23 protein-coding genes and 1 tRNA gene are annotated in these 23318 nt (G+C 60.3%); 11 read left to right on the forward strand and 13 right to left on the reverse strand.

Features of this window, described 5'->3' with window-relative positions:
* Position 1 precedes the first annotated feature (1 nt).
* Together BM352_RS07925 and BM352_RS07930 are read left to right on the forward strand one after the other, a co-directional pair.
* The gene (locus tag BM352_RS07925) at positions 2-748 is read left to right on the forward strand and encodes a sulfite exporter TauE/SafE family protein (protein WP_090214850.1); all 747 of its coding nucleotides are present in this window, start codon (positions 2-4) and stop codon (positions 746-748) included.
* Positions 745-1884: a mandelate racemase/muconate lactonizing enzyme family protein gene (locus BM352_RS07930; RefSeq protein ID WP_090214855.1), complete on the forward strand. Its 1140-nt coding sequence runs from the start codon at positions 745-747 to the stop codon at positions 1882-1884. The genes BM352_RS07925 and BM352_RS07930 overlap by 4 nt, the downstream gene beginning before the upstream one ends.
* Here the strand turns inward: BM352_RS07930 and BM352_RS07935 are convergent.
* Genes BM352_RS07935 through BM352_RS07970 form a run of 8 tightly spaced genes read right to left on the reverse strand, consistent with a single transcriptional unit; the run spans position 1881 to position 8662 of the window.
* Entirely contained in the window at positions 1881-2546 is a 666-nt protein-coding gene (locus BM352_RS07935) for a fumarate hydratase C-terminal domain-containing protein (RefSeq protein WP_090214857.1), read from the reverse strand. The two genes, BM352_RS07930 and BM352_RS07935, sit on opposite strands and share 4 nt — an antisense overlap.
* Positions 2543-3457: a homocysteine S-methyltransferase family protein gene (locus BM352_RS07940; protein WP_090214862.1), complete on the reverse strand. Its 915-nt coding sequence runs from the start codon at positions 3455-3457 to the stop codon at positions 2543-2545. The genes BM352_RS07935 and BM352_RS07940 overlap by 4 nt, the downstream gene beginning before the upstream one ends.
* On the reverse strand, positions 3454-4584 hold the full coding sequence (locus BM352_RS07945) for a CaiB/BaiF CoA transferase family protein (RefSeq protein WP_175500646.1): 1131 nt from the start codon (positions 4582-4584) through the stop codon (positions 3454-3456). Before BM352_RS07945 ends, BM352_RS07940 begins: the two co-directional genes overlap by 4 nt.
* Positions 4581-5540, reverse strand: coding sequence for a fumarate hydratase (locus BM352_RS07950; protein ID WP_090214870.1), 960 nt, complete (start codon positions 5538-5540; stop codon positions 4581-4583). Before BM352_RS07950 ends, BM352_RS07945 begins: the two co-directional genes overlap by 4 nt.
* Positions 5537-7291 carry an L-aspartate oxidase gene (locus tag BM352_RS07955; RefSeq protein WP_090214872.1) on the reverse strand — a complete coding sequence of 585 codons (1755 nt, stop codon included), beginning with the start codon at positions 7289-7291 and terminating at the stop codon, positions 5537-5539. The genes BM352_RS07950 and BM352_RS07955 overlap by 4 nt, the downstream gene beginning before the upstream one ends.
* On the reverse strand, positions 7291-7632 hold the full coding sequence (gene sdhC / locus BM352_RS07960; RefSeq protein ID WP_090214876.1) for a succinate dehydrogenase, cytochrome b556 subunit: 342 nt from the start codon (positions 7630-7632) through the stop codon (positions 7291-7293). The genes BM352_RS07955 and sdhC overlap by 1 nt, the downstream gene beginning before the upstream one ends.
* On the reverse strand, positions 7629-7961 hold the full coding sequence (locus BM352_RS07965; RefSeq protein WP_090214880.1) for a succinate dehydrogenase/fumarate reductase transmembrane subunit: 333 nt from the start codon (positions 7959-7961) through the stop codon (positions 7629-7631). Before BM352_RS07965 ends, sdhC begins: the two co-directional genes overlap by 4 nt.
* On the reverse strand, positions 7958-8662 hold the full coding sequence (locus tag BM352_RS07970; RefSeq protein ID WP_090219975.1) for a succinate dehydrogenase/fumarate reductase iron-sulfur subunit: 705 nt from the start codon (positions 8660-8662) through the stop codon (positions 7958-7960). The genes BM352_RS07965 and BM352_RS07970 overlap by 4 nt, the downstream gene beginning before the upstream one ends.
* 191 nt (positions 8663-8853) lie before the next feature.
* Here BM352_RS07970 and BM352_RS07975 point away from each other — a divergent pair, with 191 nt between their 5' ends.
* Together BM352_RS07975 and BM352_RS07980 are read left to right on the forward strand one after the other, a co-directional pair.
* Positions 8854-9468, forward strand: coding sequence for a glutathione S-transferase family protein (locus BM352_RS07975; protein ID WP_090214883.1), 615 nt, complete (start codon positions 8854-8856; stop codon positions 9466-9468).
* Entirely contained in the window at positions 9461-10288 is an 828-nt protein-coding gene (locus BM352_RS07980; protein ID WP_090214886.1) for a nitroreductase family protein, read from the forward strand. Before BM352_RS07975 ends, BM352_RS07980 begins: the two co-directional genes overlap by 8 nt.
* On the opposite strand, the gene BM352_RS07985 is transcribed toward BM352_RS07980, so the two are convergent.
* Positions 10285-11886 carry a thiamine pyrophosphate-binding protein gene (locus BM352_RS07985; protein WP_090214889.1) on the reverse strand — a complete coding sequence of 534 codons (1602 nt, stop codon included), beginning with the start codon at positions 11884-11886 and terminating at the stop codon, positions 10285-10287. The two genes, BM352_RS07980 and BM352_RS07985, sit on opposite strands and share 4 nt — an antisense overlap.
* Positions 11887-12007: 121 nt before the next feature.
* Positions 12008-12853, reverse strand: a complete 846-nt coding sequence (locus BM352_RS07990) for a DMT family transporter (RefSeq protein ID WP_090214894.1) — start codon at positions 12851-12853, stop codon at positions 12008-12010.
* 145 nt (positions 12854-12998) lie between these two features.
* Between BM352_RS07990 and BM352_RS07995 the strand changes: the two genes are divergently transcribed.
* Positions 12999-14786, forward strand: a complete 1788-nt coding sequence (locus BM352_RS07995) for an ABC transporter transmembrane domain-containing protein (RefSeq protein ID WP_090214898.1) — start codon at positions 12999-13001, stop codon at positions 14784-14786.
* A gap of 84 nt (positions 14787-14870) precedes the next feature.
* The gene (lysM, locus tag BM352_RS08000) at positions 14871-15296 is read left to right on the forward strand and encodes a peptidoglycan-binding protein LysM (RefSeq protein ID WP_073143648.1); all 426 of its coding nucleotides are present in this window, start codon (positions 14871-14873) and stop codon (positions 15294-15296) included.
* 113 nt (positions 15297-15409) lie between these two features.
* On the opposite strand, the gene BM352_RS08005 is transcribed toward lysM, so the two are convergent.
* Positions 15410-16270: a DUF481 domain-containing protein gene (locus BM352_RS08005; RefSeq protein WP_090214902.1), complete on the reverse strand. Its 861-nt coding sequence runs from the start codon at positions 16268-16270 to the stop codon at positions 15410-15412.
* 168 nt (positions 16271-16438) lie between these two features.
* Complete coding sequence (locus BM352_RS08010) at positions 16439-17365, reverse strand: LysR family transcriptional regulator (RefSeq protein WP_090214909.1); 927 nt, start codon at positions 17363-17365, stop codon at positions 16439-16441.
* A 224-nt stretch (positions 17366-17589) separates the two neighbouring features.
* Here BM352_RS08010 and BM352_RS08015 point away from each other — a divergent pair, with 224 nt between their 5' ends.
* From BM352_RS08015 to BM352_RS08030, 4 genes are all read left to right on the forward strand, one after another.
* Positions 17590-19470 (forward strand): acyl-CoA synthetase, encoded by a 1881-nt coding sequence (locus tag BM352_RS08015; RefSeq protein ID WP_090214915.1) that lies wholly within the window; start codon positions 17590-17592, stop codon positions 19468-19470.
* A gap of 172 nt (positions 19471-19642) precedes the next feature.
* Positions 19643-20635 carry an NAD(P)-dependent oxidoreductase gene (locus BM352_RS08020; protein WP_342713598.1) on the forward strand — a complete coding sequence of 331 codons (993 nt, stop codon included), beginning with the start codon at positions 19643-19645 and terminating at the stop codon, positions 20633-20635.
* Positions 20632-21495 carry a sugar phosphate isomerase/epimerase family protein gene (locus tag BM352_RS08025; protein ID WP_090214924.1) on the forward strand — a complete coding sequence of 288 codons (864 nt, stop codon included), beginning with the start codon at positions 20632-20634 and terminating at the stop codon, positions 21493-21495. Before BM352_RS08020 ends, BM352_RS08025 begins: the two co-directional genes overlap by 4 nt.
* A 77-nt stretch (positions 21496-21572) precedes the next feature.
* Positions 21573-22862 (forward strand): PQQ-dependent sugar dehydrogenase, encoded by a 1290-nt coding sequence (locus BM352_RS08030; RefSeq protein WP_090214928.1) that lies wholly within the window; start codon positions 21573-21575, stop codon positions 22860-22862.
* Positions 22863-22974: 112 nt separating this feature from the next.
* Here BM352_RS08030 and BM352_RS08035 read toward each other — a convergent pair.
* A tRNA-Thr gene (locus tag BM352_RS08035) sits at positions 22975-23049 on the reverse strand.
* A gap of 95 nt (positions 23050-23144) precedes the next feature.
* Here BM352_RS08035 and BM352_RS18940 point away from each other — a divergent pair.
* On the forward strand, positions 23145-23315 hold the full coding sequence (locus BM352_RS18940; RefSeq protein WP_175500648.1) for a hypothetical protein: 171 nt from the start codon (positions 23145-23147) through the stop codon (positions 23313-23315).
* Positions 23316-23318 lie beyond the last annotated feature (3 nt).

The following is a 23318-nucleotide window of genomic DNA, read 5'->3' on the forward strand; positions in this document are numbered from 1 at the left end:
CATGACAACAGAGTTTTTGATGATCCTCGCCGTTGGGGCGGCGGCAGGCGGCTTTATCAACGGGCTGGCTGGTTTCGGAACCGCGCTGTTTGCCTTGGGTTTCTGGTTGCAGATCATGCCCCCTGCGCAGGCGGTGTCTATCGTGGTGGTTATGTCCGTGATTGCAGGGCTCCAAGGCGTTTGGCTGGTGCGCAGTTCGATACTGGATCAACCGCGCAGGCTGGCGCGGTTTGTGGTGCCTGCATTGGCTGGCGTGCCATTGGGCGTCGCGGCGCTTTCGGTGTTGGAGCCGACTGTCCTGAAAATCATTATCGCGGGTTTCCTGATCCTCTATGGCGGGTTCTTTACGCTGCGGTCCTCGCTGCCTAAACTCGACAGGCCGACGCCGGTGATCGACGGGCTTGTCGGATTTGCAGGAGGAATCCTTGGTGGCGCCGCGTCTTTGTCAGGGGCCTTGCCGACCATGTGGTGCGCAATGCGTCCTTGGCCCAAATCCGAGACGCGCGCCGTATTACAACCGTTCAACGTGGTGGTGCTGGGGGTGACGGCTTTGGTCTTCGCTTTCAAAGGCGCCTACACGCTGCAAACGCTGACCTACATTGCCATGGCGTTGCCGGTGACAATGGTGTTCGCACAGGTTGGCATCACCGTGTTCAAACGTCTGACTGACGACCAGTTCCGGCGCTTGTTGATTGCGATGATGCTGATCTCGGGGCTGGTCTTGATGCTGAGGGAGGTTTTGGCATGACGCGTATCCTCGAACGGGTGGAGGTGTTTTGCTACCGTGTGCCGGTGAAGGTGCCTGTTGCCACGTCGTTTGGCGTGATGCGCGACCGACCGGCGGTTTTTGTGAAGCTAACGGATCAGGATGGCGTTTTCGGCTGGGGCGAGATTTTCGCCAACTGGCCCGCCGCCGCCGCCGAGCATCGCGCGCAGCTTTTGGTGCGGGATATTTGCGATTTGGTGATCGGAAGCAAGGTCGCGCAGTCAGAGGACTTGTTCACGCGACTGACGGAGCAGACACATATCCGCGCGCTGCAATCCGGCGAATGGGGTCCGTTCCGGCAAGTGATCGCGGGTTTGGATATTGCGTTGCATGATTTGTGTGCCCGTAGCGAAGGGCTTTCGGTCGCGCAGTTCCTGAACAAGGACGCCGCACGCAGCGTGCCGACATATGCCAGCGGGATTGCGATCAACGCAGCGCCGGAACTGATCGCACGGGCGCGGGCTGCTGGACATGACGCGTTCAAGGTGAAGATCGGCTTTGATGGCGCGCGCGACTTGGACGAGTTGCGCGAGGTGGCAAATAGCCTGCACGAGGGCGAGCAGCTCATGGCCGACGTCAATCAGGCGTGGTCGGTGCCTGACGCCTTGTCTTTCGCTGGCCGGATCGACGCGCTGGATCTGGGCTGGCTGGAAGAGCCCATTCGTGCAGACCTTCCGGCTTCGGACTGGGCGGCCCTTGCTGACAGCTTCGCGACGCCGCTTGCGGGGGGCGAAAACATCACTGGTCATGACGATTTTTCGGTGGCAATTGCTGCGCAGCATTTTTCCGTGCTGCAGCCCGATATTGTGAAATGGGGCGGGCTCAGTGGATGTGCAGATGTGGCCCGTGCGGTGCGCAAATCAGGACTGCGTTACTGCCCGCATTTTCTTGGCGGCGGCATCGGACTGATCGCCTCGGGCCATTTGCTGGCAGCCATTGGCGGCGACGGTGTGCTGGAGGTTGATGTAAACCCCAACCCGTTGCGCGATGCGTTTGACGGATCAGCAGTGGAGGACGGCGGACGGTTCGCCATCACCGAGACGCCAGGTTTGGGCATCACGGAATTGCCCGAAGAACTGGAGCAATTCCAGACGCTTGCCTTAGAGGCACGCGTCTAGATCACCTCGTCGCTGCGGTCGTCAGTCTCGCCATAGCGTTTGAGCGTGGCGGGACGGGTGCCTTCATAGACACGTTCCAGATTGACCGCGATCTTGGCGTTTTCTCTCTCGAACAGGCAGTCGCCATTCTTGTCGGAAGCCACGATGAACGGCCCCATATTGTTGCACTTGATCACCCACATCGCTTGAGCAAGGCCGAGTTCTTCGTTCCAGTGAACCGCCTCCACTTTTTCCACCCCGCGACCCAAAAGCGCGCCGGTGCCGTAGCCAACTGTGGACAGGTAAATGGCGCCGTTGGGCACAAAGAAAGACTTGTAGTCCTTCGACGACATGCCGCCCTTGCCGATGATCAGCTTCGCGCCGGATTTTGCCATCCATTCCGGCAGCCACTTTGCAAAACGGAAGGACGCGGTGGCGGTGACAGCGCCCATCTCGAAGCTGCCATCGGGGTTGATCCGCGCGGCAGGGGAGCAGTGGAAGTTCGCCGCCGAGTCGCGGGGCAACTCCATCGGAATATTGGCCTTTTCCTCAAGCGCGCGCATGTAAACGCCCTCGCGGGCGGTATACATCAGCCCGTCCAGATAGACGATATCGCCAAGCCGCAGATCATCCAGCGCCTCTTGCGTGGGTGTGGTGCTGAGGCGGATTTTGCGTGGGCTCATGTCATTCCTCCAACACGTGATGCCATTTCTTCGAGATGGCGCATATCCGTTCCACAGCACCCGCCGATGACCCGGATCGACGGGAAGTCGGCAACCAATGCGGCGATCTGTTCGCCAAGCTCTGATGGATCACCTTCGTCAAGCTGGGTCGCCTCGTTCAATTCGGCATGTGAGCAGCGAGAAGCATTGACAACGATGCCAGCCAACCGAGAGTTTCCGGTAAGTGTATCCGAAAAGTGATCTGGGTGTGCGCAGTTGACCATGAAATATGCAGCGCCCTCATCCGTGGCCGCATCTACCACGGAAATTGCGGCGTCGATGGTCTGACCCGTCGGAAGCCGGCCGTCAGTCTCCACGGTGAAGGCGACGACTGACGGAAATCCGGCTTTGCGCCCCGAGCGAACGAAGCCGATTGCTTCTGGGCTATTGGAAAAGGTGTAAGCGCTTAGCATGTCCACCGCGGTGCCAACGAGGCTTTCGATCTGCGCTGTATGATAGTGCTCTGCGTCCTCCGCCGACATGATGTCGCTTGGCGCGTAGGCGTCATCACGCGGGCCGATATTCGCGCTGATCAGGACTTTTGGTGCCCCGGATTGCTCCCGAACATCCGCAAGTAGGGCAATGGCGTCACGGTTGATGTCCACAAGGTTGGATGCGTCATAGCCAAGCGATGCTGCCCGATCCAGATTAGCCATCCACGTTGCGCTTTCCAGCACGCAGCCCAAACCATGGCGTGCTGCCAATTGGATTTGCTCGCGGGCATAGCTTTCGATAACACGCCGCATCTTAGGGTCTTGAAGCAATGGAAACGACGCGAAGCCGGGCAGATCAATACCAGCCTTAAAAATTAGGTCCGTCTCCATTCCGGTCCAAGCCAGATACCGGCAGTCTGATTGATGTGGCAACTTCATTCAGCGGCCTCCGGTGATGTGACTTCGTCCGTGTCGCGCCCGAATGTGGGCGCGGGATCAAGCGTTTTGGGTGCCCATGGCGCGCGAAAACTCAGACCGGGGACGCGGACGGTCTGGCCCAGTTCCGGCACGGGCAGATCGTGCCAGCAGGGGGAGTTTCGCATCTGTGGATGCGCGAGTGCCTCGCCTAAGGTCAGGACTGCACCTGCGGGGACATCAGCCTCCGCCAGCACTGTGTCCCAGTGCCGCGCGGGCTGCGTGGCAAAGATGCCTGCAAGCGCTGAGGCCACGGTGTCGGGGGCTGAATGCGCCAGTTCGGGGCGACCAAGCGCAAGGCACAAACGGGCGGTTTGCGCGGGCGTGTTTGCGGTGATGACCAACTGACCTTCGGCGCAGTCGAACCGGCCGGAAAAGGGTGAGTCCGAGAACGCACGATTGCCGTCGAGGCCGCGGAGCGCACCGGTGGTCTGGTGGTTGACCGCGAAAGCGCCCATCAGGTTGGTCATCGCGTCGAGCATGGAGACATGCAGCTCTTGCGGCTTCAGCGGCTTGCGGGCGCGTTGCAACAGCGCGGCAAGGATGGCCGAAACCAGTGATTGACCCGCGACGTAATCGACAATCGGGATGCCAACGCGCAAAGGGCCGCTTTCGGGGCTGCCTGTCATCGCCATCAACCCGCTGACGCCTTGCAGAATGTGGTCATAAGCGGGGCGGGAGGCGAGGGGGCCGTCGGGGCCATAGCCCGACAGACCGGCATAGATCAGATCTGGCTTGCGCAGGGTGGTGGCGTCAAAGCCAAGGCCCAACCGCTCAGCCACGCCGGGGCGGAAATTCTGCACCAGAATATCAGCCTGCTCCACCAAAGACAGCGCCGCATCCAGTCCGGCTTTGCTCTTCAGGTCCAGCACCACGGATTTTTTGCCGGAGTTCTGGCTCAGGAAGGACGCGCCCAGCCCCGCGTCCCGCATGGCTTGTGTGCCGCCATGGGTGCGCACGAAATCGTCGCCGCCGGGACGCTCGACACGGATGACCTCAGCCCCCATCAGCGCCAGTTGGCCCGTCGCATATGGACCCGCCAACACATGGGTGAGGTCGAGAATTCTTATGCCTGAGAGAGGCTGGGTCATTCCGCCGCTTCCATTGCGGGGGCGCCCCATTCGACGGTCTCGCGGCGCTGGTAGTCGGTGAACCAGTCGGGGTCGGTGCGGTATTCCACCCGACCATCCGCGAACACCCTCGCCACCGCGCGGCGCGACGACAGGCAGAAGGCGTGAACCGACATTTGCATCCCGCCGGTGTGGCAATAGCCCACCTCGATATTGCAATCGACGACCATGGATTTTCCGACAAAGCCCATGGCCCCCATGCCGATGGAGTTGCCCAACTCTTTGAACTCGCGCTCCAGCGCTGCGATCTTCGGGTCGGAATTTTCGCTGCCCACCGTGCGCAGGCAGGCGGCGCGTTTGCCCAGCACCATGCAGGTGTCCTTGCAGCCGCCAAGCCCGATACCGATGATGGCAGGCTGGCACGCAAGGCCGCGTTTGCCGAAGGCGACGAGGCTGTCGAGGTAGAAGCGCTTGATCCCCTCGATCCCGTCGGAGGGGAACAGCATCCGGTAATCGGTGCCGAACAGCCCGCCTTTATGGACGGTGATCAGGTCGATCCACTCGCCTCCCGGCTCGTAGCCATATTCGATCTCTGGCGCGCCGATGCCGACATTGTTGTTGTGGTCGGTTCGCCAGAGCGGGTGCACACGGTTGGGGCGCAACGGCACGCCGTTGGTGGCGTTGGCGGTCGCGCGGCGCAAGGCGGCTTCGAGCGCGATGGGGCCGCCTTCGATCTGCGTCTCGTTGCCCATTTTGACATACCAGCGCGGGGTGCCGGTGTCGCCACACATGGCGCGGCGGTCTTCCTTGGCGGCCTCGTAGTTTTCCAGCATGGCCTGCAACACGAAGGAGGACAGGTCGCCGTCCTCCACATCTGCTGCGGCTTGCAACCCGTCGAGATAGTCCTGCGGGATTTCGATGGCTGCCTTGTCCATCAGGGTCTCGGCGGTTTTCTGGATGATATCGATGGGGATCATTCTGCGGCCTCCACTAATGAGACGGGTTCGCCGTCGGGCAGGATGGTCTCCCCCGGTTTGACGATGGTGAACTGCACGTCCTCGCGCGTGACGTCGAGGGTTTCGCCGGTTTGGCGGGCGACGGTGAAATAGCTGCTCTCCATCGCGCCGCTATCGGGGAAGTCCTCGCGGAAATGCGCGCCGCGGGAGTTTTCGCGGGCAAGGCCTGCCTTGGTGATGACCTCGGAGACTTCGCAGAGCGAGGCGAGGTTCAACCAGTCGTGCCATGTCAGGTTGAAGGCGAGGTTGTCGCCTGCGACGCCTGCTTCCAGCAATTCGGCCTGAATGTCGGCGATGCGGGTCAGACCGCGCTCCATCCCCGTTTCGGTGCGCATCACGCCGACATCTTCCCACATGGCCTCTTGCAGCTTGTCGCGGAGGGGCTGGATCGGGGCAATTTTATTTTGCAGCGGGCGGAGCGCTCGCGCGACTTCTGCCTCCAGCACTGCCTCGTCCGGGTCGCGGAGCGCACCCATATTGCGAATGTCCATGCCCATCACGTCGCCCGCGACGCCGCCATAGACGGTGGAGTTCGCCACGCCGTTGCCGCCCAAGCGGTTGGAGCCATGGGCACCGCCCGCGTCCTCCCCCGCCACGTAGAGACCTTCCATCGCGGTGCGGGTGTCGGGATCGACCAAGACGCCGCCCATGAAGTAGTGCGCGGTTGGCACCACCTCGACCTTGCCTGCGGCCAGATCGAAGCCGCTATCGGTGCAGCGCTTGACCATGCCAGGAAACTTGGCACGCACGAAGTCCGGCCCGAGATGCGACATGGAGATATAGACGCCGCCGTTCTTGGTCGTGTTGGACTTGCGCATTTCCGCGAAGATGCCACGGCTGACCACGTCGCGCGTGGCGCGTTCGCCCTTGACGTCGTAGTCGAACATGAAGCGGTTTTCCGCGCCGTTGAGTAACTGCCCGCCCGCACCGCGCAGACCTTCTTCCAGCACGGTGCCGGTCATTTTGGTATGATCGCCCGCCAGCAATCCGGTGGGGTGGAATTGCACCATTTCCATGTCGCGCAGGGGCAGACCCACACGCAGCGCCATAGCGAGACCGTCCATCGTCTTGTCGCCAGAGGGCGTATGATACTTGTACATGGTCGGCCCGCCGCCAGTGCCCATCAGCACGGTCTTGGCGCGCACGAAGCGGAACTTTCCGGTGCGCATGTCGATCATCAGAACGCCCGCCAGCGCGGAGCCGTCCTTGGTCGGGATAAGCCCGATGGCGCGGTGCTCTTGCAGCTTTTCGACGGGACGGGACAGGACCTGCTCCATCAGGCGGTTGATAATCTCGATCCCTGTCAGGTCGCCCTTATGGACCGTGCGATCGGCGGTCTGACCCGCGAAGGCCTTTTGGTGCAGTGAGCCATCGGGATTGCGGTCGAAGAAGCAGCCGATCTCGTTTTCCAGCTCGCGGATGCGCACCACCGCCTGCTCGCACAGCTTCCACGCCATGTCTTGGTTGGGCAGCCACTTGCCGCCCTGGATGGTGTCCATGAAGTGCCGCTCGACCGTGTCGCCGCCGCCAAGGGCCACGTTGTAGCCGCCTTGCACCATGCGGGTGCAGCCGCATTTGCCGATGAGACCTTTCACGGCGATGGTAATCTTGGTTCCTGCGGGCGCAGTTTGTTGCGCGTGAAGGGCGGCGAACATTCCAGCCCCACCGGTGCCGAGGATCAGGATGTCGGTGTCGTGTCTCTCGATCTGCATCAGATGGCCCTCAGAAGGAAAATGCCCGCCAGAAAGGTCGAGGCGGCGACGGCACTGGCGGCGGCGGTTTTCTGGCCCGATGTCCACGGCAGGAACTCCAGCGCCATCAGGCGCAACCCGCCCAGCATGTGGACGGAGAGCAGGAAGACGAGGCCGAATTCGGCGATTTTGACGAGGGGTGTTTCCGCCCAGTGCAGAAACCCGTCCAGCTTTTGCGGCGCGTTGAGCGCGTAGGATAGCACCCAGAAATGGGCGGGCAGGAACAAAGCGAGTGCGACGCCGGAGATGCGGTGCAGCAGGAACGCGATCCAGAGCGTGTGGGTGCGGTAACCGTGTATCATATCGCGGTGACCCCGTAGACGGCCTGCATCCCGAGGATCAGGAGCAGGGCGAGGACGGCCCATGCGACCGCGTTCAAAGCGGTGCCGCGCAGGCCTGCCCATTCCGAGAGCACCGTGCGCAACCCGATGGCCGCATGGATGGACACGGCGACGACGAATGTGCCGTAGAACAAGAACCACAGGATGCTGCCTTGGGTGCGGCCAAGGATTTCCGCCGCCGACAAGCCGCCTTGGATGGCGTAGATCATCACCGCGATATGCATCAGCACGAGCGGCGCCATAATCAGCGCGGTGATCCGCTGCGCCATATAGAGCCGAAGCGTCATCATTTGCGCCTCTTGAAGAAGTTGCGGGCCGTTTCACGTTTCAGCCCCGCGATGGCATTCATCGGGTTCAGATCGTTGGGGCAATGCACCGCGCAGCTACCTTGGCTGTGGCAGTTGTGGCAGCCCCCCACGCCGGACACGGCATCAAGGATAGCCAGTTTGTCGGCGTCCTTGCTGTCGTTATAGACGCTCCACGCGCGTTGGAGCGCGGCGGGGCCGAGGTAGTCGGGATTGCCTGCGACTGTGTCACACGCGGCGTAGCAGACGGAGCAGTTGATGCATTCGATCCCGGCATTGGCCTCGACGCGGGCCGCGCTTGCAGGATCAATCGCCTCGATCGGATCGTGTCGGGTTTGCGTCGGGTGATGCAGCCCTTCGGCGGCGACCCATTTATCGAAGAAGGGATCCATGTCGGTGGCCAAATCCTTGATCACCGGCAAGTTGCGCAGGGGCGCGATCTCCATGTGGCCGTCTTTGAGCACCTTTTTGACATGCGTCCGGCAGGTCCAGCGTGGCACACCGTTCACCATCATCGCGCAGGAACCGCACATGCCGACGCGGCACGCATAGCGGTAGCTGAGCGTCGGATCGGCGTATTGTTGAATCCAGGCGACCACATCCAGAACGGTCTGGTTCTCTTCCATCTTCACATCAAAGGATTGGAAGGATCCCGCCGTTCCGCCGCGCCAGACAGAAACTGACATCTGGTGCTCGTCCGCCAAACCACAAATCCTTCGGTTAGATCGCTCAGTAGATCGAAAATATAGATGCAGGTTTTGCTAACACAAAGGAATAAAGGCTTACCCTTTGTGTAAATAAAATTGACACTAGGAGGGCCTTCTCAAACCTATGGCCGCCGCTATTGTCAGAGTCAAATCACGCGGGGGAGACGCATATGTTTACACTGTACTACGCCAAGGGCACGGCGGCTTTGCCTGTGCAAATCGCTCTGGAAGAGGTGGGCGCGGAGTATGACCTGCGTCTGTTGGATTTCGCCAGTCAGGATCAGGCCAAACCCGACTATCTGAAAATCAACCCCAAGGGCCGCGTACCGGCGCTGGTCACGCCGGACGGCATTCTGACCGAAACGCCTGCTTTGATGACCTATATCGGCCAGATGTTCAAAGCGGCGAATTTGCTGCCGGAGACGCCGTTCGGCTTGGCGCGCGCGCAAGAGTTCAACGTCTACTTGGCCTCCACAGTGCATGTCGCACATGCGCATAAACATCGCGGGTCACGTTGGTCCGACGACGAAAGTGCCTTTCCCGCAATGCAGGCAAAAGTTGCGCAGAACATGACCGACTGCGCGACGCTGATCGAGACCGGCTACCTGCAAGGCCCATGGGTGATGGGGGATCAATACACCATCTGTGATCCGTATCTGTTCCTTGTGGCGCGGTGGCTGAAGGGTGACGGCGTGAATGAAAGCGCATTTCCAAAGATCATGGCGCATCGCGCGCGGATGGAAGCGCGCCCCGCCGTGCAGGCGGTTTTGAAGTTTCATGACTGACCCGCTTTCCGAGGCGCTGAAGGCGCGTTTCCTTGATGCGGGGGATACGCCGGACGCCTTGCTTGGGAACGCCACGCTGGAGACGATTGCCAGCAGGCGGTCTTGCAGGGCCTTTGAGGCCAAACCTGTGCCGCTAGAGATTTTGCGCGCTTTGGCAGCAGTTGCGCTGTCCTCGCCATCGAAAAGCGACCTTCAGCAGCGTGACATCGTGATTGTTCAAGATACTGCGATCAAGGCGCGTTTGCTGGACCTTCTGTCCGCGCAGGCGTGGATATCCGGAGCCCCCAGCCTCATTGTGTTCTGCGCAAATAATCGCCGCCAGCGCCAGTTGCACGAGACGCGCGGGCTGCCTTTTGCCAACGACCATTTGGATGCATTTTTCAACGCCAGTGTGGACGCAGGGATCGCCCTAGCCAGCTATGTCATCGCGGCGGAGGCGGCGGGTCTGGGCTGTTGCCCGATCAGCACCATCCGAAACCACGCGCAGGAGGCCAGCGATCTGCTGGGGCTGCCCGATCACGTGTTTCCGGTGGCCGCATTGGCGTTGGGCTACCCGTCGAAGAACGGACAGATCAGCCCGCGCCTGCCGTTGCGCACCACCGTCCATGTGGACCGGTTCCAAGAGCAGATTGCAGATGACGTGGCGCAGTATGACGCCCACCGTGCGCAGGTTCAGCCCTACGCTGAACAGCGGAGTAGCGATCTTTATGGCACCAGCGATACCTACACGTGGTCCGAGGATAAAGCCCGCCAATACAGCCTGCCGGAGCGGGTGGATTTCGCCGAGTTCATCAAAGCCAAGGGCTTCAAGCTGGATTAATGCGCAGCCCCGCTTGGCGCAGGAAGGCCTTCGATCTGGACGTTGACGCAGGCGGGCCTGCCGCTTTGCACCGCGCGGTCGAGGGCGGCGTCAAGTTCCGACAGTTCGGTCACATATTCGCCGTGTGCGCCCAGGCCTTTGGCGGCCTCGTCATAGCGCGCGCCGCTGAGCTGGCACCCTATCAGCCGGTCTGGGCCGTAGTCGCGCATCTGGATCTGATGCTCTGCGTTCCAGCGTTCGTCGTTCCCGATGATGACCACATAGGGCGTGCCGCTGCGGGCTGCGGTCTCGAACTCGGCAAAGTGAAAGCCCACAGTGCCGTCACCCATCATGGCAAACACCGTGGCATCCGGCATCGCGCATTTCGCCCCAAGCCCGTAGCACAACCCGCCGCCGATTGCGCCGGAGATGCCATTGGTGATCCTGAAGTCGGCTTGCGTTGCGGCTTGCGCCCATTGGCCGAATTCGCCGCCGTCGCAAATCATCACCGATTGCGCGGCCTTGTCGATCTGGCGTTGGACTGCCGCACAAAGCTGGGCGGGGGTGATCTTGCCCGATGGCACGGTATCTTCGGCACTAAAGCCGCGCGCGGTGATGTGACCGTTGACCTCGCGCCGCCATGCGTCATGACCGCCTTGTCCGGCAGCGATCAACGCCTCCATGCTGTCGCGCGGATCGGCTGCGAAACAGGCTGCAAGGCGCGTGCCAAGGTTGCGATGCGCGCGGTCCCGCTCCGCTGCGTCGGCGTGAAGCATCATCCAAACGCAGGACGGATCGACTGCGGCAGGGCCGCCGAAGCCAAGGGTGAAGTCCACCCGCTTGCCAAGGTTTACGATCAAGTCCGCCTGAGCGAGCGCCGCGCCGATATTGCCCAAGGCGGGATCTTTGAGGCCGCGCGGGCTTTCCATGGCAATGACAGGTGCGCCCAAGGCGGTTTGCAGCGCCGCCAGCTTGCCGGGTTTGCGCGTGTCATTCATCGCGGGGCCGCAAATAACAAGCGGTCGCTGCGCTGCTGCAATTGCAGTTGCAATAGACTGCGCATCATGCGCGGGGAGGGGCATCGGCTCTTTAGCAAAGGCCGTCGGGATCACACCGTCGGAGGCATCGGCATCTACCAGATCGAAGGGCAGGGCCATGTGCACCGGACCCGACCGGCCGGACAGGGCCGTGCGAAGGGCGCGGGCGGTATCGACGCCGAAATCAACGGCCCGCGTCGGCCGGAAAGACAGCTTGGTGACCGGCGTTGTCATAGGCACCTGATCCAGTTCCTGAAACGCGCCTTTGCCGTCTTGGCCAAGCGGCGAGTCGCCGGTGAGTAGCAAGACAGGGGTCTCGGATTCCGAGCAGGTGAAAAGCGGCCCCAAAGCATTCGCAGCCCCCGCGCCTGCGGTCACCATGGCGACGCCAACGGTGCCCGTGAGCTGTGCATATGCCTCTGCCATGAACACGGCGGCGGCTTCGTGGCGGGTGTGGATGATCTCGATCCCTGCGTCGAAACAGGCATCATAGATCGGCATAATCTGGTTGCCGGACAGCGAGAAAATGCGTGTGATGCCGGCCGCTGCCAGCGTCTTTACCAAAAGGTCAGCGCCCCTCATTATTCCACGTCCTTTTTGCTTCAGGTGATGTTTGGTGCATCTGAGAGCAAAACGCTCTCGCCGTCTAGCGGGCTTGTGGCGGGAGGATTTCTAGCGACTTGCGTGTGGAGAGATGAAGAGGCTAAAGCGCCAGATATCCGATCCCCAGAAACGCGGTTAGGCATCCTAACCACTGGGCAACGCTCATCTTTTCGCGCAGGAACGCCCATGCCATCACAATAGTAAGAAGCCCGAAAACAGAGGCGGCGACCGCCGCGTATTGCGCATTGGGCAAGCCACCTGCTGACAGCACCGCCATCAGGGCCACCCCGTCGAGGCACCCCATTGCCAGCAGCACGGGCATGGCGCTGCGACCCGGATTGAACGACAGTTTTCGGGTGACCATGATTGCCGCCAGAAGCACAATAGAGACAACGCGCGTGATCAGAATGACCGGAAGATCGGAGGCCATTTCGGTCGCAATCTGGCCCAAAGCAAAGGTTCCGGCAAAGCCCACCGCCGCGACAAGGGCGTAGGCAATTGTGCGGCCTGCGGGCGGCAACGCGCCATGCTCGTCATCGGACAAGGCCGCAACCAGCGACACACCTGCAATAATTGCGCCGATGGCGAGCCAGTCCAACGCCGATACGGACGCGCCGGTGAACGCCGCCCAACCCACTGACAGGATCGGGTAACTTGCGATAATAGGCGCCACCAGACGGACTGGCCCGCGCTGAAACGCGCCGTACAAGCCAAGGCTGGCGATCAAAAAGAACAGGCCGGACAACGCCGCAAACAGTGCGGCCTTGGGGGCTACTGGTTCAATCGCCCCCGTGCCAACCATCAAGATGGTCTGCAAAAGAGAGCCGGCGATCAGCACCACCATCAGGCATGCCATCAAAGGCGCGCGCTGGCTGACTTGGCGCACGAGAATATCGTGAAGCCCCCAGCACAGCGCCGCGATCAGTCCGAGGCCAAGTGCGCTCATCTTTGCATGTCCGTTTGCTCATCCGCTGTGTGTGTTGCCGCGATATAGCCGGAGGCTCACGGAAAGGCCACGGGGCTGCGCCCTCTGAACGCTTGCGGCGGCGCCGCCCCTCCGTTAAGCCATTCCGACGATTACTGGAGGCACCATGGCAAAGGCACTAGGCAGCGAAGCAGAGCGCGAGAAATCCAAACGGATTGGCGCGTTGGGTGCGCTTTGGCCGTTCATGAAGCCCTATCTTCCGTTGATGTTCGCGGCTCTTCTGGCCCTGACGTTGACCGCCTGCGTCTCGCTCGTCTTGCCAATGGCAGTGCGCCGCGTGGTCGACGGGTTCGGCACGGACGAGGCTGCCTTGTTGGACCAGTATTTCATCGCGGCCTTGGCCGTTGCCGCCTTGCTGGCCGTGGGGACGGGGTTCCGCTATTACCTTGTGACCCGCCTCGGCGAACGTGTGGTGGCCGACATTCGACGCGCAGTGTTTGACAAAACCATCGGCATGGGGCCGGAATTCTTCGAACGCGTGATGACCGGCGAAGTGCTATCGCGGATTACGACCGACACGACACTCATCTTGTCTGTCATCGGATCTTCGGTCTCTATCGCCCTTCGTAACCTTTTGATTTTAATAGGCGGTTTGGTGTTGATGCTGCTGACGTCGGCCAAGCTGACATCGCTGGTTTTGTTGATCGTCCCTGCCGTTATCGTACCGATTATTGTGTTGGGCAGACGACTGCGCGTGCTGTCGCGCGAGAACCAAGACCAGATCGCGGCGTCGTCCGGCAATGCGTCCGAGACGCTGTTGTCAGTGCAAACTGTACAGGCCTTCACCAACGAAGCGCCGTCGCGCGTCAAGTTCGCCGGCTTCACCGAAGCGGCGTTTGAAGCGGCGCGCAAGCGCATCGGCACCCGTGCCGTGATGACGGTCATTGTGATTTTCTTGGTCTTTTCGGGCGTTGTCGGCGTGTTGTGGATCGGGGCGCGGGACGTGCGGGCCGACATCATGACCGCAGGCGAGTTGGTGCAGTTCCTGATTTACGCGATCATGGTTGCAGGTGGTGTTGCGGCGCTGTCTGAAATCTGGAGCGAGCTTCAACGCGCGGCAGGGGCAACCGAGCGTTTGGTCGAACTGCTGTCCGCAGAGGATTCCGTCAAGGACCCTGAAAACCCTGTCAGCGTTGGGCGTCTGACAGGCGCTGTTCAATTCGACAACGTGACATTCCGCTACCCCGCACGGCCCGATATTGCGGCGCTGGATGGTGTGACACTGGACGTAACTGCGGGCGAGACGATTGCTCTTGTCGGCCCGTCAGGTGCTGGCAAGACGACCATTATCCAGCTGCTGCTGCGTTTCTACGATCCAACGAGTGGCGCAATTCGCCTTGATGGCCGCGACCTGCGGGACATGGCGCGCGAAGACTTCCGCCGCTCCATCGCCTTGGTGCCACAGGATCCGGTGATCTTTGCCGCCTCTGCCCGCGAGAATATTCGTTTTGGACGCCCTGATGCATCGGATGCAGAGGTCGAAGAGGCCGCCAAGGCCGCCGCCGCACATGAGTTCCTGAGCAAGCTGCCGGATGGCTACGAGACCTATGTAGGCGAGCGCGGCGTGATGCTGTCGGGCGGACAAAAGCAGCGGATCGCCATCGCGCGGGCCATTCTGCGCGACGCCCCGATCCTGCTGCTGGACGAAGCAACCTCCGCGCTGGACTCGGAGAGCGAGGCGTTGGTTCAAAAGGCCGTCGACCGCCTGAGCGAAGATCGCACCACGCTCATTGTCGCGCACCGTTTGGCGACTGTAAAGAAAGCCGACCGTATCGTGGTGTTTGACGAAGGCCGGATCGTGGCGACGGGCACTCACGACGCTCTTGTTGCGCAAGACGGTCTTTATGCGCGTTTGGCGAAGCTGCAATTCACAGCTGGGATCGCGGCGGAATAATTCCCCGCAAGTCCTGCCTTGCCAAACCGAGCAGGGCCGATCATCGTCGTCGCCAACTTGTAATGTCATATATGGAGATTGGACATGGGGCTCTGGAGCTTTGTAAAAGACGCTGGGAAATCGCTGTTCGGGGCTGCTGAAGCAGCCGAGCCGGATGCAGCGACCCTGCAAAAAGAAATCGCTGATCTGGGGCTGGACGCCTCCGGTCTGGACATCACAGTCGAGGGTGACAAGGTCAAAGTGACCGGTGACGCTGTGAGCCAAGAGATCAAAGAAAAGATTATTCTGGCCGTGGGTAACGTCGAAGGCGTGGCCGAAGTCGAAGACGAAGTGGCCGGCGGCGACCCCGTGTTCCATACAGTCAAAAAGGGCGATACCCTCTGGGGCATCTCTGCCAAGACCTTGGGCAACGGCGCGCGCTACGAAGAAATCTTCGAGGCCAACAAGCCAATGCTGACCCATCCTGACAAAATCTATCCGGGTCAGGTGCTGCGTATTCCTCAGGGCTAACCCCCGCCAGATACGACACGAAAAAAGGGACGGCCATTGGCCGTCCCTTTCCATTTGGAGATCCCCGGTCGGTGAGGTGCACAAACCGTCCGAGGACCCCATCCATCTAAATGCTAGAAGCCTAGCACAAGTGACAGACCCACAGTGTTGTCGGTCGATTTACGACCAGCCGCTGGGTTGGAGTTGTAGTCGGTCCGGTAAGACACCCGGGTCGACAGAGCGTCGGTCATCTTGAAGTTCACGCCAAGGTCGTTCGAGACCACGGTGTTCGCGGAAGATCCAAGAATATCGGTGTCGTTGGTGAGCGACATAGTGTCAGTCAGCGACAGGTAGTAGCGCGAGGACGCGATGAAACCCACTTCGGTTTCGGTTACGCCAGCGAAGTCTTTCGTGTAGCGCACACCAGGACCCGCTTGAACGCGCCAAGCTTGTTTTTCGGTGTTGATGACGCGGTAACCTGGACCAAAGCCGATGAAGGCATCGGTTGCGTTACCAGCGACAGGTGCGCCACCAGCGACAACAGGGGCCGAGAAGCCGTCATATTCGTAACGACCGATACCGAACAGATAGAATTCTGGCGTGAAGTAGCGGCTTGCTTCGTAGGTCGCGAAGAATTTTTCTTCGTTTTTCAGACCGTTTGCTTCGCCATATTCGATCGCAAAACCAGCGGAGTGGTTCCAGTTGCCGATACCATAGGACAGGCGGCCAGCGCCCGAAATCTCGCCGGTGTCAGTGTTGCCGGACGCGCCAGACGCGGTCAGCGCAATAGAGCCACGGAAGCCTTGAGCCACGCCATTCGGGCCGAAACGTTCGTCGTCATTGCCGCGCGCGATGTCTTCGTTCACGTCGGCGGTGATGTCATCAATACGGTCGTCCAGCGCTTTCGTTCCAACCAAAGTGCTTTGCGCCATTACGGGCGCAGCCAGCATCAGTGCAGCCAACGAGACTGAAGCGAATTTCAGAGTGTTGTTCATGGATCAATCCTATCCTGAGAAGGTGACCCGTCCTGTGGCAACAGAGCCAAGGATCGGGAGCATCTCTGCTGAAAGGAGGGATAGGCGGATTCTTTCAATAAGAAAAATTCTAAATAATCATAGATAAAACGAGTTTTACTTATGGATTGGGTCCGCAACCGACTGCCGTTATTCCGTCTCAGTCGAACCCAGCGATTTGTGGTCCAGTGACAGGTGATCCAGCGCATCTAGCACCTCGTCGCGTTCACCTGCGAGTTGAGAGACGACAGCGTCCAGCGCAGTCTCGGCCTGCTTGCGGAGGTCTTCCTCCACATCCTCGCGCCAGACTGCATAAACGGGAAACGGGAAGGTCGGCGCGTCGGGCACAAGCCAGAGTGTGCCTGCATCCAGATCGCGTTTGACGTATCGAGCGGGTTGGTAGGCGGCGAGGCCGCGTCGTTTGATGAAATCAGCCGACAACGCCCCAAGGGCGAAGGTGAGGCCGGTATTGGTCAGATGGGGCAGGGCCGCCGCATGCGCGTGCAGGAATTCCGGCCCCCAATCCACGAACACATACTTGTCTGCCAGATCGAGCGTCGGGTCAGGGAAACCGGCGACAAGCACCAGCTTTTCTTCGGTGATCGGTCGTGCCTCCAGCCCCGGACGCAATTGCGGTGTATAGAGCAAGGCGGCTTGAATGCTGCCTTCGGAGAGGGATCGCGTCATCCGGTCGGGCATCCCCAATTCGGCACGGATGTTGAGATCGGGCATTGCTGTGCGCAGCGCGTCGATCCAGCGGAATCCAAGGCGCGGCCATAACGAGTATTGCGCGCCTATGAACAAACGACGGGTAAAGCCGTCCGGAATCGCCACCTGTTGGCGCGCCTCTTCCCACACACGCAGGAGCGACATGGCATATCGTTCAAACTCGATGCCCGCTTGGGTCAGTTCCGCACCTGCTTTCGACCGCGTGAACAATGGTCGCCCCAGCGAATCCTCCAACCGTTGAATGCGCAAGGATACGGCTGACTGAGTGACAAAAAGCCGTTCCGACGCTGCAACGAAAGAGCCAGTTGCGGCGACTTCAAGAAAAGACCGGATCAACGTAATGTCCATGGAAGGCTCCATTCATAAGAAACACTCATGTTATACCGCTTTCACCTCGGGTTCACAAAATATCGCCTGTTGGCGGGAAAGGCGGGGCGATATCCCTGCTGCGCTGAGCCAAAGTCAAAAAAGCGGTGTTTTTCGTAGCGTTATACTTGCGTGGTTTCTTATTCCCTTTACGCTCATTTCAAAGACAAGGATGGCTCGACAACGGGCCGCGTAGGGAGGAAATAATGGGAAACTTCGCCACAAAGGCGGATCGCGACGCGATTCAGGCCGAAAGCGCTTGGGAAGATCGGGCGCTTCCGCGCACGATGTATCAGTTCCTGACGACGACTAAAGACAAGTTCGGGGAGCGTGATGCGTTTTCGTATCAGCTGACATCAGGGCCAACTGACAAGAACGAAACACTGAGCTGGAACGAGCTGCACGGCAAATGTTGCCAAGCGGCCAACCTGTTCCGGTCGCTCGGCATTGGCGAGAAAGACGTTGTGGCCTTCGTGTTGCCCAACGCCTCCGAGACCGCCTTTACGCTATTGGGTGGCTCGATTGCGGGGATCGTGAACCCGATCAACCCGCTTCTGGAGCCTGAACAAATCAGCGCCATCCTTCGCGAAACAGGTGCCAAAGTAGTTGTGACGCTCAAGGCGTTCCCGAAAACCGACCTTGCCCAGAAAGTGGCCGAAGCTGTGGGCCATGCGCCGAACGTGAAGCACATTCTGGAAGTCGACCTGCTGCGGTATTTGACCGGTCTGAAGAAATTTATCGTGCCGTTCATCCGGCCCAAAGTTCACGGGGTCCATCACGCCAAGGTGCTCGACTTCTGCGTCGAGATGAACAAGCAGCCCACGACGCTGGCCTTTGAGGACAGCGCTGGCGACCGCGTCGCGTTCTACTTCCACACCGGCGGCACGACAGGCATGCCGAAAGTGGCGCAGCACAAGTATTCGGGCGTCGTCTATAACGGATGGCTGGGGCGCAAGCTGCTGTTTACAGAAGAAGATGTGCTGATGTGCCCGCTGCCACTGTTCCACGTCTTTGCGTCTCACGTGGTGCTGATGTCGGTGATTGCATCCGGCGCGCATGTTATTTTTCCGACGCCGCAAGGCTATCGCGGGGATGGTGTGTTCGACAACTTCTGGAAGCTGATCGAACGCTACAAAGTGACCTTCATGATCACGGTGCCAACAGCAATTTCGGCGCTGATGCAGAGACCGGTGAATGCCGATATTTCCAGCCTTCGGATCGCGTTCTCCGGCTCGTCTCCTTTGCCGGTCGAACTGTATAACCGGTTTGAGAAAGCCTGCGGAGTTACTATCGTTGAAGGCTACGGGCTGACCGAGGCCACCTGCCTCGTGTCGATCAACCCGCCTTCGGGCCACAAGAAGGTCGGCTCCATCGGCATCCCGTTCCCTTACACCGATGTAACCATTCGCAATGTCGTAGACGGCTCTGTCTGTGCGGTTGACGAGATCGGCGAGATTTGCGTGAACAACCCCGGCGTATTTGAGGGCAACACCTACACCGAGGCCGAAAAGAACGTGGATTTGTATTACGACGGCAAATACCTGCGGACGGGCGATTTGGGCCGACTGGATCCTGACGGATACCTCTGGATCACGGGCCGCGCCAAAGACCTGATCATTCGCGGCGGCCACAATATCGACCCAGCCGAGATCGAAGAGGCCTTGGCGGGCCACCCCGATGTGGCCTTCGCGGGCGCAATCGGACAACCGGACGCCCATGCGGGCGAGATACCATGCGTCTATGTGGAGCTGGTTGGCGGCGGCAAAGCGACGGTGGACGAGTTGATGGAGTTCGCCAAAGAAAAGGTCCACGAGCGCGCAGCCCATCCGAAATATATCGAGCTGATGGACGAGTTGCCCAAAACCGCTGTGGGCAAAATCTTCAAGCCCGAGCTTCGCAAGATGGCCATCACCCGCATCTACAACGAGGCGCTGAAAAAAGCGGATGTTGCAGCCGAAGTTGTCTCCGTGTTGGAGGACAAAAAGCGCGGTTTGGTCGCCAAGGTTGCCAAGCGCGGCGACGTCTCTGACGAGGCGGTCCAACACGTCCTAGGGGCCTTTACGCGGCCTTGGGAGTGGGTGGACTAGTCACCTGCATTGACAGTGATGAATTGAGACGGGCGGGTGCGATGCATCCGCCCTTTTCATTTGGCCAACCCGACGCAGATGCTTGTCAAAATTGAAACGCTGGTGCTACGCTTGGGTACCTAACCGGGCAGCGGGGTGTCTTCTGGACCCGCCCGACGTCGCACTCTGACGCGTGAAATCCCCGCGAAACCGGCCAGCGACACGCTGGCTCTTTCGAAAACCACAAGACGCGAACTTGTGCGAAAAGCAGGGGGAATTTCATATGGAAACCATTGGGGTTATCGGCATCGGGGATATGGGCAGCGGGCTGGCCAAGAACCTGATTAGAAACGGGTTTCGTGTAACCGGTATCGATTTGAAACCGGACCGGATGCAGGCATTTGTCGAGATGGGCGGTGTTGCGGCCGCCAGCCCAGCAGAGGTCGGCAAAGAAGCGCGAGCGGTCTTTGTGATGGTCATGACAGGCGATCAGGCGAAGGCGGTGATCCTTGGCGAGGACGGATTGGTATCGCAAATGCCTGAAGGCAGCGCCGTCATCCTGAGTGCCACGGTCAAGCCGCGCGAGGCCCGCGAGATCGGCGCGGCGATGAAAGGCTCCGGCATCCACCTGATCGACACGCCGGTCTCTGGCGGCTTTCCGGGCGCGCAAGGCGGCACGCTAACCATGATGGCCGCAGCTCCTGACGACATTTTGGACGCCTTCGCGCCGGTGATGGAGGCCGTGTCGGCCAATATCCACCGCGTCGGCACCAAGCCGGGGGAGGGGCAGACCGTGAAAGCCTGCCTGCAATCGCTGATCGGCGCACAGTTTTCGGCCACATTTGAGGCGGCAGCCCTTGCGGCGAAAGCGGGAGTGTCGGGGCAGGTTTTGCTGGACGTGTTCTCCACCTCTTCGGCGGGTTGTGGCGTGGTGAACAACGCGCTTGAAAAGATCATCGACCGCCAGTTTGAAGGCACCGGCAGCCATATCAACACCATGCACAAGGACCTGACGATCTCTATGGCGCTGGGCGAGGAGTTGGGGGTGCCGCTTCACACGGCGGCGTCTGCGATGCAGATATTTCATGCGGGGCGCACCAAATATCCCAATGGTGACAACTGGGTCTGCACCCGCGTGATTGAAGAGATCGTAGGGGCGGAGTTGCACCGAAAGGCAAAGCCATGAAGCTGGGTGTTATCTGTGACGGCATCAGCCGCGACCTGTCTCATGCTATTGATGTCATGGATGAATTCGGGCTGGACCACGCCGAGTTGCAGTTTGTCGGTGATCACGAAGTCGGCGACCATTCCGCCGCCGAGATCAAGGAAATCGACAGGCTTTTGAGAGGCCGCGGCAAGCCAGTCTCCTGCCTGTCGCGCCATATTTTCGCGGGCATGACGGCAGCCAACACACCGGGCGACGCGCTGCACACCAAGCACATGGACGCCCTGCACCGCGTTATTGAGATGGCGCATGTCGTCGGCTCCCCTTTGGTGCGGATCATGACCCCGAAAAAGGAGCAGATATTGTGGGGCGCACATGGCGCCGAGACGTGGAACGTCGCCCATGGCGCGTGGGATGCGATGCTGCCGCTGATTGCCCCTGCTGTGGACGCTGCGCGGGACGCAGGGCTGCGCTTGGTTGTCGAGACGGGCAACGGGACGATGGTCAACTCGAACTACACAGCGCGGCGCTTGATCGACGAGTTGGACGCGCAAGATGCGCTGTCGGTTCTATGGGACCCCGGAAACAACTGCTGGTGTCATGAGCTTGCCTATCCTGACGGTTACGAGGAAACGCGCGGCGGTTATCTGGGGCATATTCATATCAAGGATGTTTTCGTCGACACGCCTCGAGCGTTTCTAACGGTCAAGCGGATGGGGGAGGGGCAACTGGGCCCGCTTTTCGCGCCTATTGCGCAGGCTTTAAAGAATGATGGCTATAGCGGCGTGATCTCGTTGGAGAGCGTCTACCACCCCGGAGATGGCGATTTCGAAGCGGGGTTCAGGCAATGCGCGCCGCTGTTCAAGCAACTGTTCGGCTAGGCCATCGTTCGCAAATGCCGCTGTCGCAGGGAGACAATTAGGGCTACGCTGGTCCTTGACCAATTTGGAGGCCTGTCATGGATTTCATAGCAAAAGCGACTGCAATTGTAGGGGGCACGGTGGCCATGCTGCGCCGCATCGGCTCGCCCACTCATCAGGCCTTTGGCTCGGAGCCGCAAATCCCCGAAGCCAAGAAGCAGGGCATCATGACGTTAAAAATGCCAACGGCAAAGGGGTGGGATGGCGACCACGTGCCCGACTGCGCCGCCGGTCTGAAAGTGAACGCTTTTGCGCGCGGGCTGGAGCATCCCCGCTGGATCGAAGTGCTGCCCAATGGCGATGTATTGGTGGCGGAATCCAAGGAGGAGGCAGGGCCACCGAAGACGCTGATGGACCATGCCGCGCAGGCCACGATGCGCCGCGCCAAGGCTATCGGCAAAAGCGCGAACCGCGTAACGCTTTGGCGCGACAGTGACGGGGATGGTGTCGCTGAAACGCGCGAGGTGTTCGTCGAAAACCAGAAACAGCCTTTCGGCATGGCATTGGTCGGGCAGAATTTCTATCTGGGCAACACAGACGGGATTGTGGTGTTTGACTACCAAACGGGGGCGACTTCGCTCTCGGGGGCGGGGCGCAAGTTGGTGGACTTCAAGCCAAGTGGCCACTGGACCCGGAGTTTGCTTGTGTCACCTGACGGGGCCAAGATTTATGCGGGTGTGGGCTCGCTCACCAACATCGCCGACCAAGGGATGGCGGTCGAAGAAGGCCGTGCTGCGATCTGGGAACTTGACGTGGCGACAGAAAAAGCACGCATCTTTGCCTCGGGGCTGCGCAACGCCGTGGGTATGGCGTGGGAGCCGACATCCAGTGCGCTTTGGACCGTCGTAAACGAGCGCGACGGATTGGGGGACGAGACACCGCCGGATTATCTGACCTCTGTCCAAGACGGGGGCTTTTACGGCTGGCCCTATTCCTACTGGGGCGACACCGTGGATGACCGCGTGCCGCAAGACGCGGAGATGGTCGCGAAAGCCATAACGCCGGACTACGCCTTGGGCGGCCACACCGCATCCCTTGGTTTGTGTTGGATGCCGGAAGGTACGTTGCCGGGGTTCGGAGATGGCATGGTGATCGGCCAGCACGGGTCTTGGAACCGCTCTACGCTCAGCGGGTATAAACTGATCTTCATCCCGTTCAGGAACGGTGCCCCGAGCGGCGTCCCGCGCGACATTCTGAGCGGTTTTTTGTCCGACGACGAGAAGATCGCCTACGGTCGCCCTGTCGGCGTGACCATCGGGCCGGACAAGAAATCCCTTCTTATGGCGGATGATGTGGGTGACGTCATCTGGCGCGTGACGGGCGCGTAAAGGCGCGATCAAAGCGCCCCCTCGGCGCTCGGGCGACGGCGCGCGACGTTTGTCGCTTTGTCGCTGGCGTTAGCTCAAGCCGCTGTAAGCAATAGGGATTTGAGTTGAAAGATGGTGCTGTGAGAGAGGATTGAACTCTCGACCTCACCCTTACCAAGGGTGTGCTCTGCCACTGAGCTACCACAGCATCTTCACTTGCGTGTGGGCGGGGTATTAGGGCGAAACTGTCCTCGGTGCAACCCTAATCTGGACCCTTTTGCGGCCCTGCGTTAAGACGGTGCCATGAGTGACAATACCTCCCCCAAAGGCCCATCGAAGCCGCAATCGCCCGCCCAATTGCGCGAGGCACGGTTGAAGGCTGCGCTAAAGGCCAATATGGGACGTAGGAAGCAGCAGGCACGCGCCAGAAAAGCCCCCGCAGATGCGGGCAATAACGAGACAAAAGGGCAGTAAAAC

This window comes from Litoreibacter janthinus, assembly GCF_900111945.1.
Taxonomy (GTDB): Bacteria; Pseudomonadota; Alphaproteobacteria; order Rhodobacterales; family Rhodobacteraceae; genus Litoreibacter; species Litoreibacter janthinus.

Coding starts and splice junctions, on each gene's coding strand:
- BM352_RS07930 (WP_090214855.1), top strand. CDS start 745: ATGACGCGTATCCTCGAACGGGTGGAGGTGTTTTGCTACCGTGTGCCG.
- BM352_RS08025 (WP_090214924.1), top strand. CDS start 20,632: ATGAAGCTGGGTGTTATCTGTGACGGCATCAGCCGCGACCTGTCTCAT.
- BM352_RS08010 (WP_090214909.1), bottom strand. CDS start 17,365: ATGGACATTACGTTGATCCGGTCTTTTCTTGAAGTCGCCGCAACTGGC.
- BM352_RS07935 (WP_090214857.1), bottom strand. CDS start 2,546: ATGAGCCCACGCAAAATCCGCCTCAGCACCACACCCACGCAAGAGGCG.
- BM352_RS08015 (WP_090214915.1), top strand. CDS start 17,590: ATGGGAAACTTCGCCACAAAGGCGGATCGCGACGCGATTCAGGCCGAA.
- sdhC (WP_090214876.1), bottom strand. CDS start 7,632: ATGATACACGGTTACCGCACCCACACGCTCTGGATCGCGTTCCTGCTG.
- BM352_RS07945 (WP_175500646.1), bottom strand. CDS start 4,584: ATGACCCAGCCTCTCTCAGGCATAAGAATTCTCGACCTCACCCATGTG.
- BM352_RS08005 (WP_090214902.1), bottom strand. CDS start 16,270: ATGAACAACACTCTGAAATTCGCTTCAGTCTCGTTGGCTGCACTGATG.
- BM352_RS07995 (WP_090214898.1), top strand. CDS start 12,999: ATGGCAAAGGCACTAGGCAGCGAAGCAGAGCGCGAGAAATCCAAACGG.
- BM352_RS07940 (WP_090214862.1), bottom strand. CDS start 3,457: ATGAAGTTGCCACATCAATCAGACTGCCGGTATCTGGCTTGGACCGGA.
- BM352_RS18940 (WP_175500648.1), top strand. CDS start 23,145: ATGAGTGACAATACCTCCCCCAAAGGCCCATCGAAGCCGCAATCGCCC.
- BM352_RS07925 (WP_090214850.1), top strand. CDS start 2: ATGACAACAGAGTTTTTGATGATCCTCGCCGTTGGGGCGGCGGCAGGC.
- BM352_RS07965 (WP_090214880.1), bottom strand. CDS start 7,961: ATGATGACGCTTCGGCTCTATATGGCGCAGCGGATCACCGCGCTGATT.
- BM352_RS07985 (WP_090214889.1), bottom strand. CDS start 11,886: ATGAGGGGCGCTGACCTTTTGGTAAAGACGCTGGCAGCGGCCGGCATC.
- BM352_RS07975 (WP_090214883.1), top strand. CDS start 8,854: ATGTTTACACTGTACTACGCCAAGGGCACGGCGGCTTTGCCTGTGCAA.
- BM352_RS07970 (WP_090219975.1), bottom strand. CDS start 8,662: ATGTCAGTTTCTGTCTGGCGCGGCGGAACGGCGGGATCCTTCCAATCC.
- BM352_RS07950 (WP_090214870.1), bottom strand. CDS start 5,540: ATGATCCCCATCGATATCATCCAGAAAACCGCCGAGACCCTGATGGAC.
- lysM (WP_073143648.1), top strand. CDS start 14,871: ATGGGGCTCTGGAGCTTTGTAAAAGACGCTGGGAAATCGCTGTTCGGG.
- BM352_RS07955 (WP_090214872.1), bottom strand. CDS start 7,291: ATGCAGATCGAGAGACACGACACCGACATCCTGATCCTCGGCACCGGT.
- BM352_RS08030 (WP_090214928.1), top strand. CDS start 21,573: ATGGATTTCATAGCAAAAGCGACTGCAATTGTAGGGGGCACGGTGGCC.
- BM352_RS07990 (WP_090214894.1), bottom strand. CDS start 12,853: ATGAGCGCACTTGGCCTCGGACTGATCGCGGCGCTGTGCTGGGGGCTT.
- BM352_RS07980 (WP_090214886.1), top strand. CDS start 9,461: ATGACTGACCCGCTTTCCGAGGCGCTGAAGGCGCGTTTCCTTGATGCG.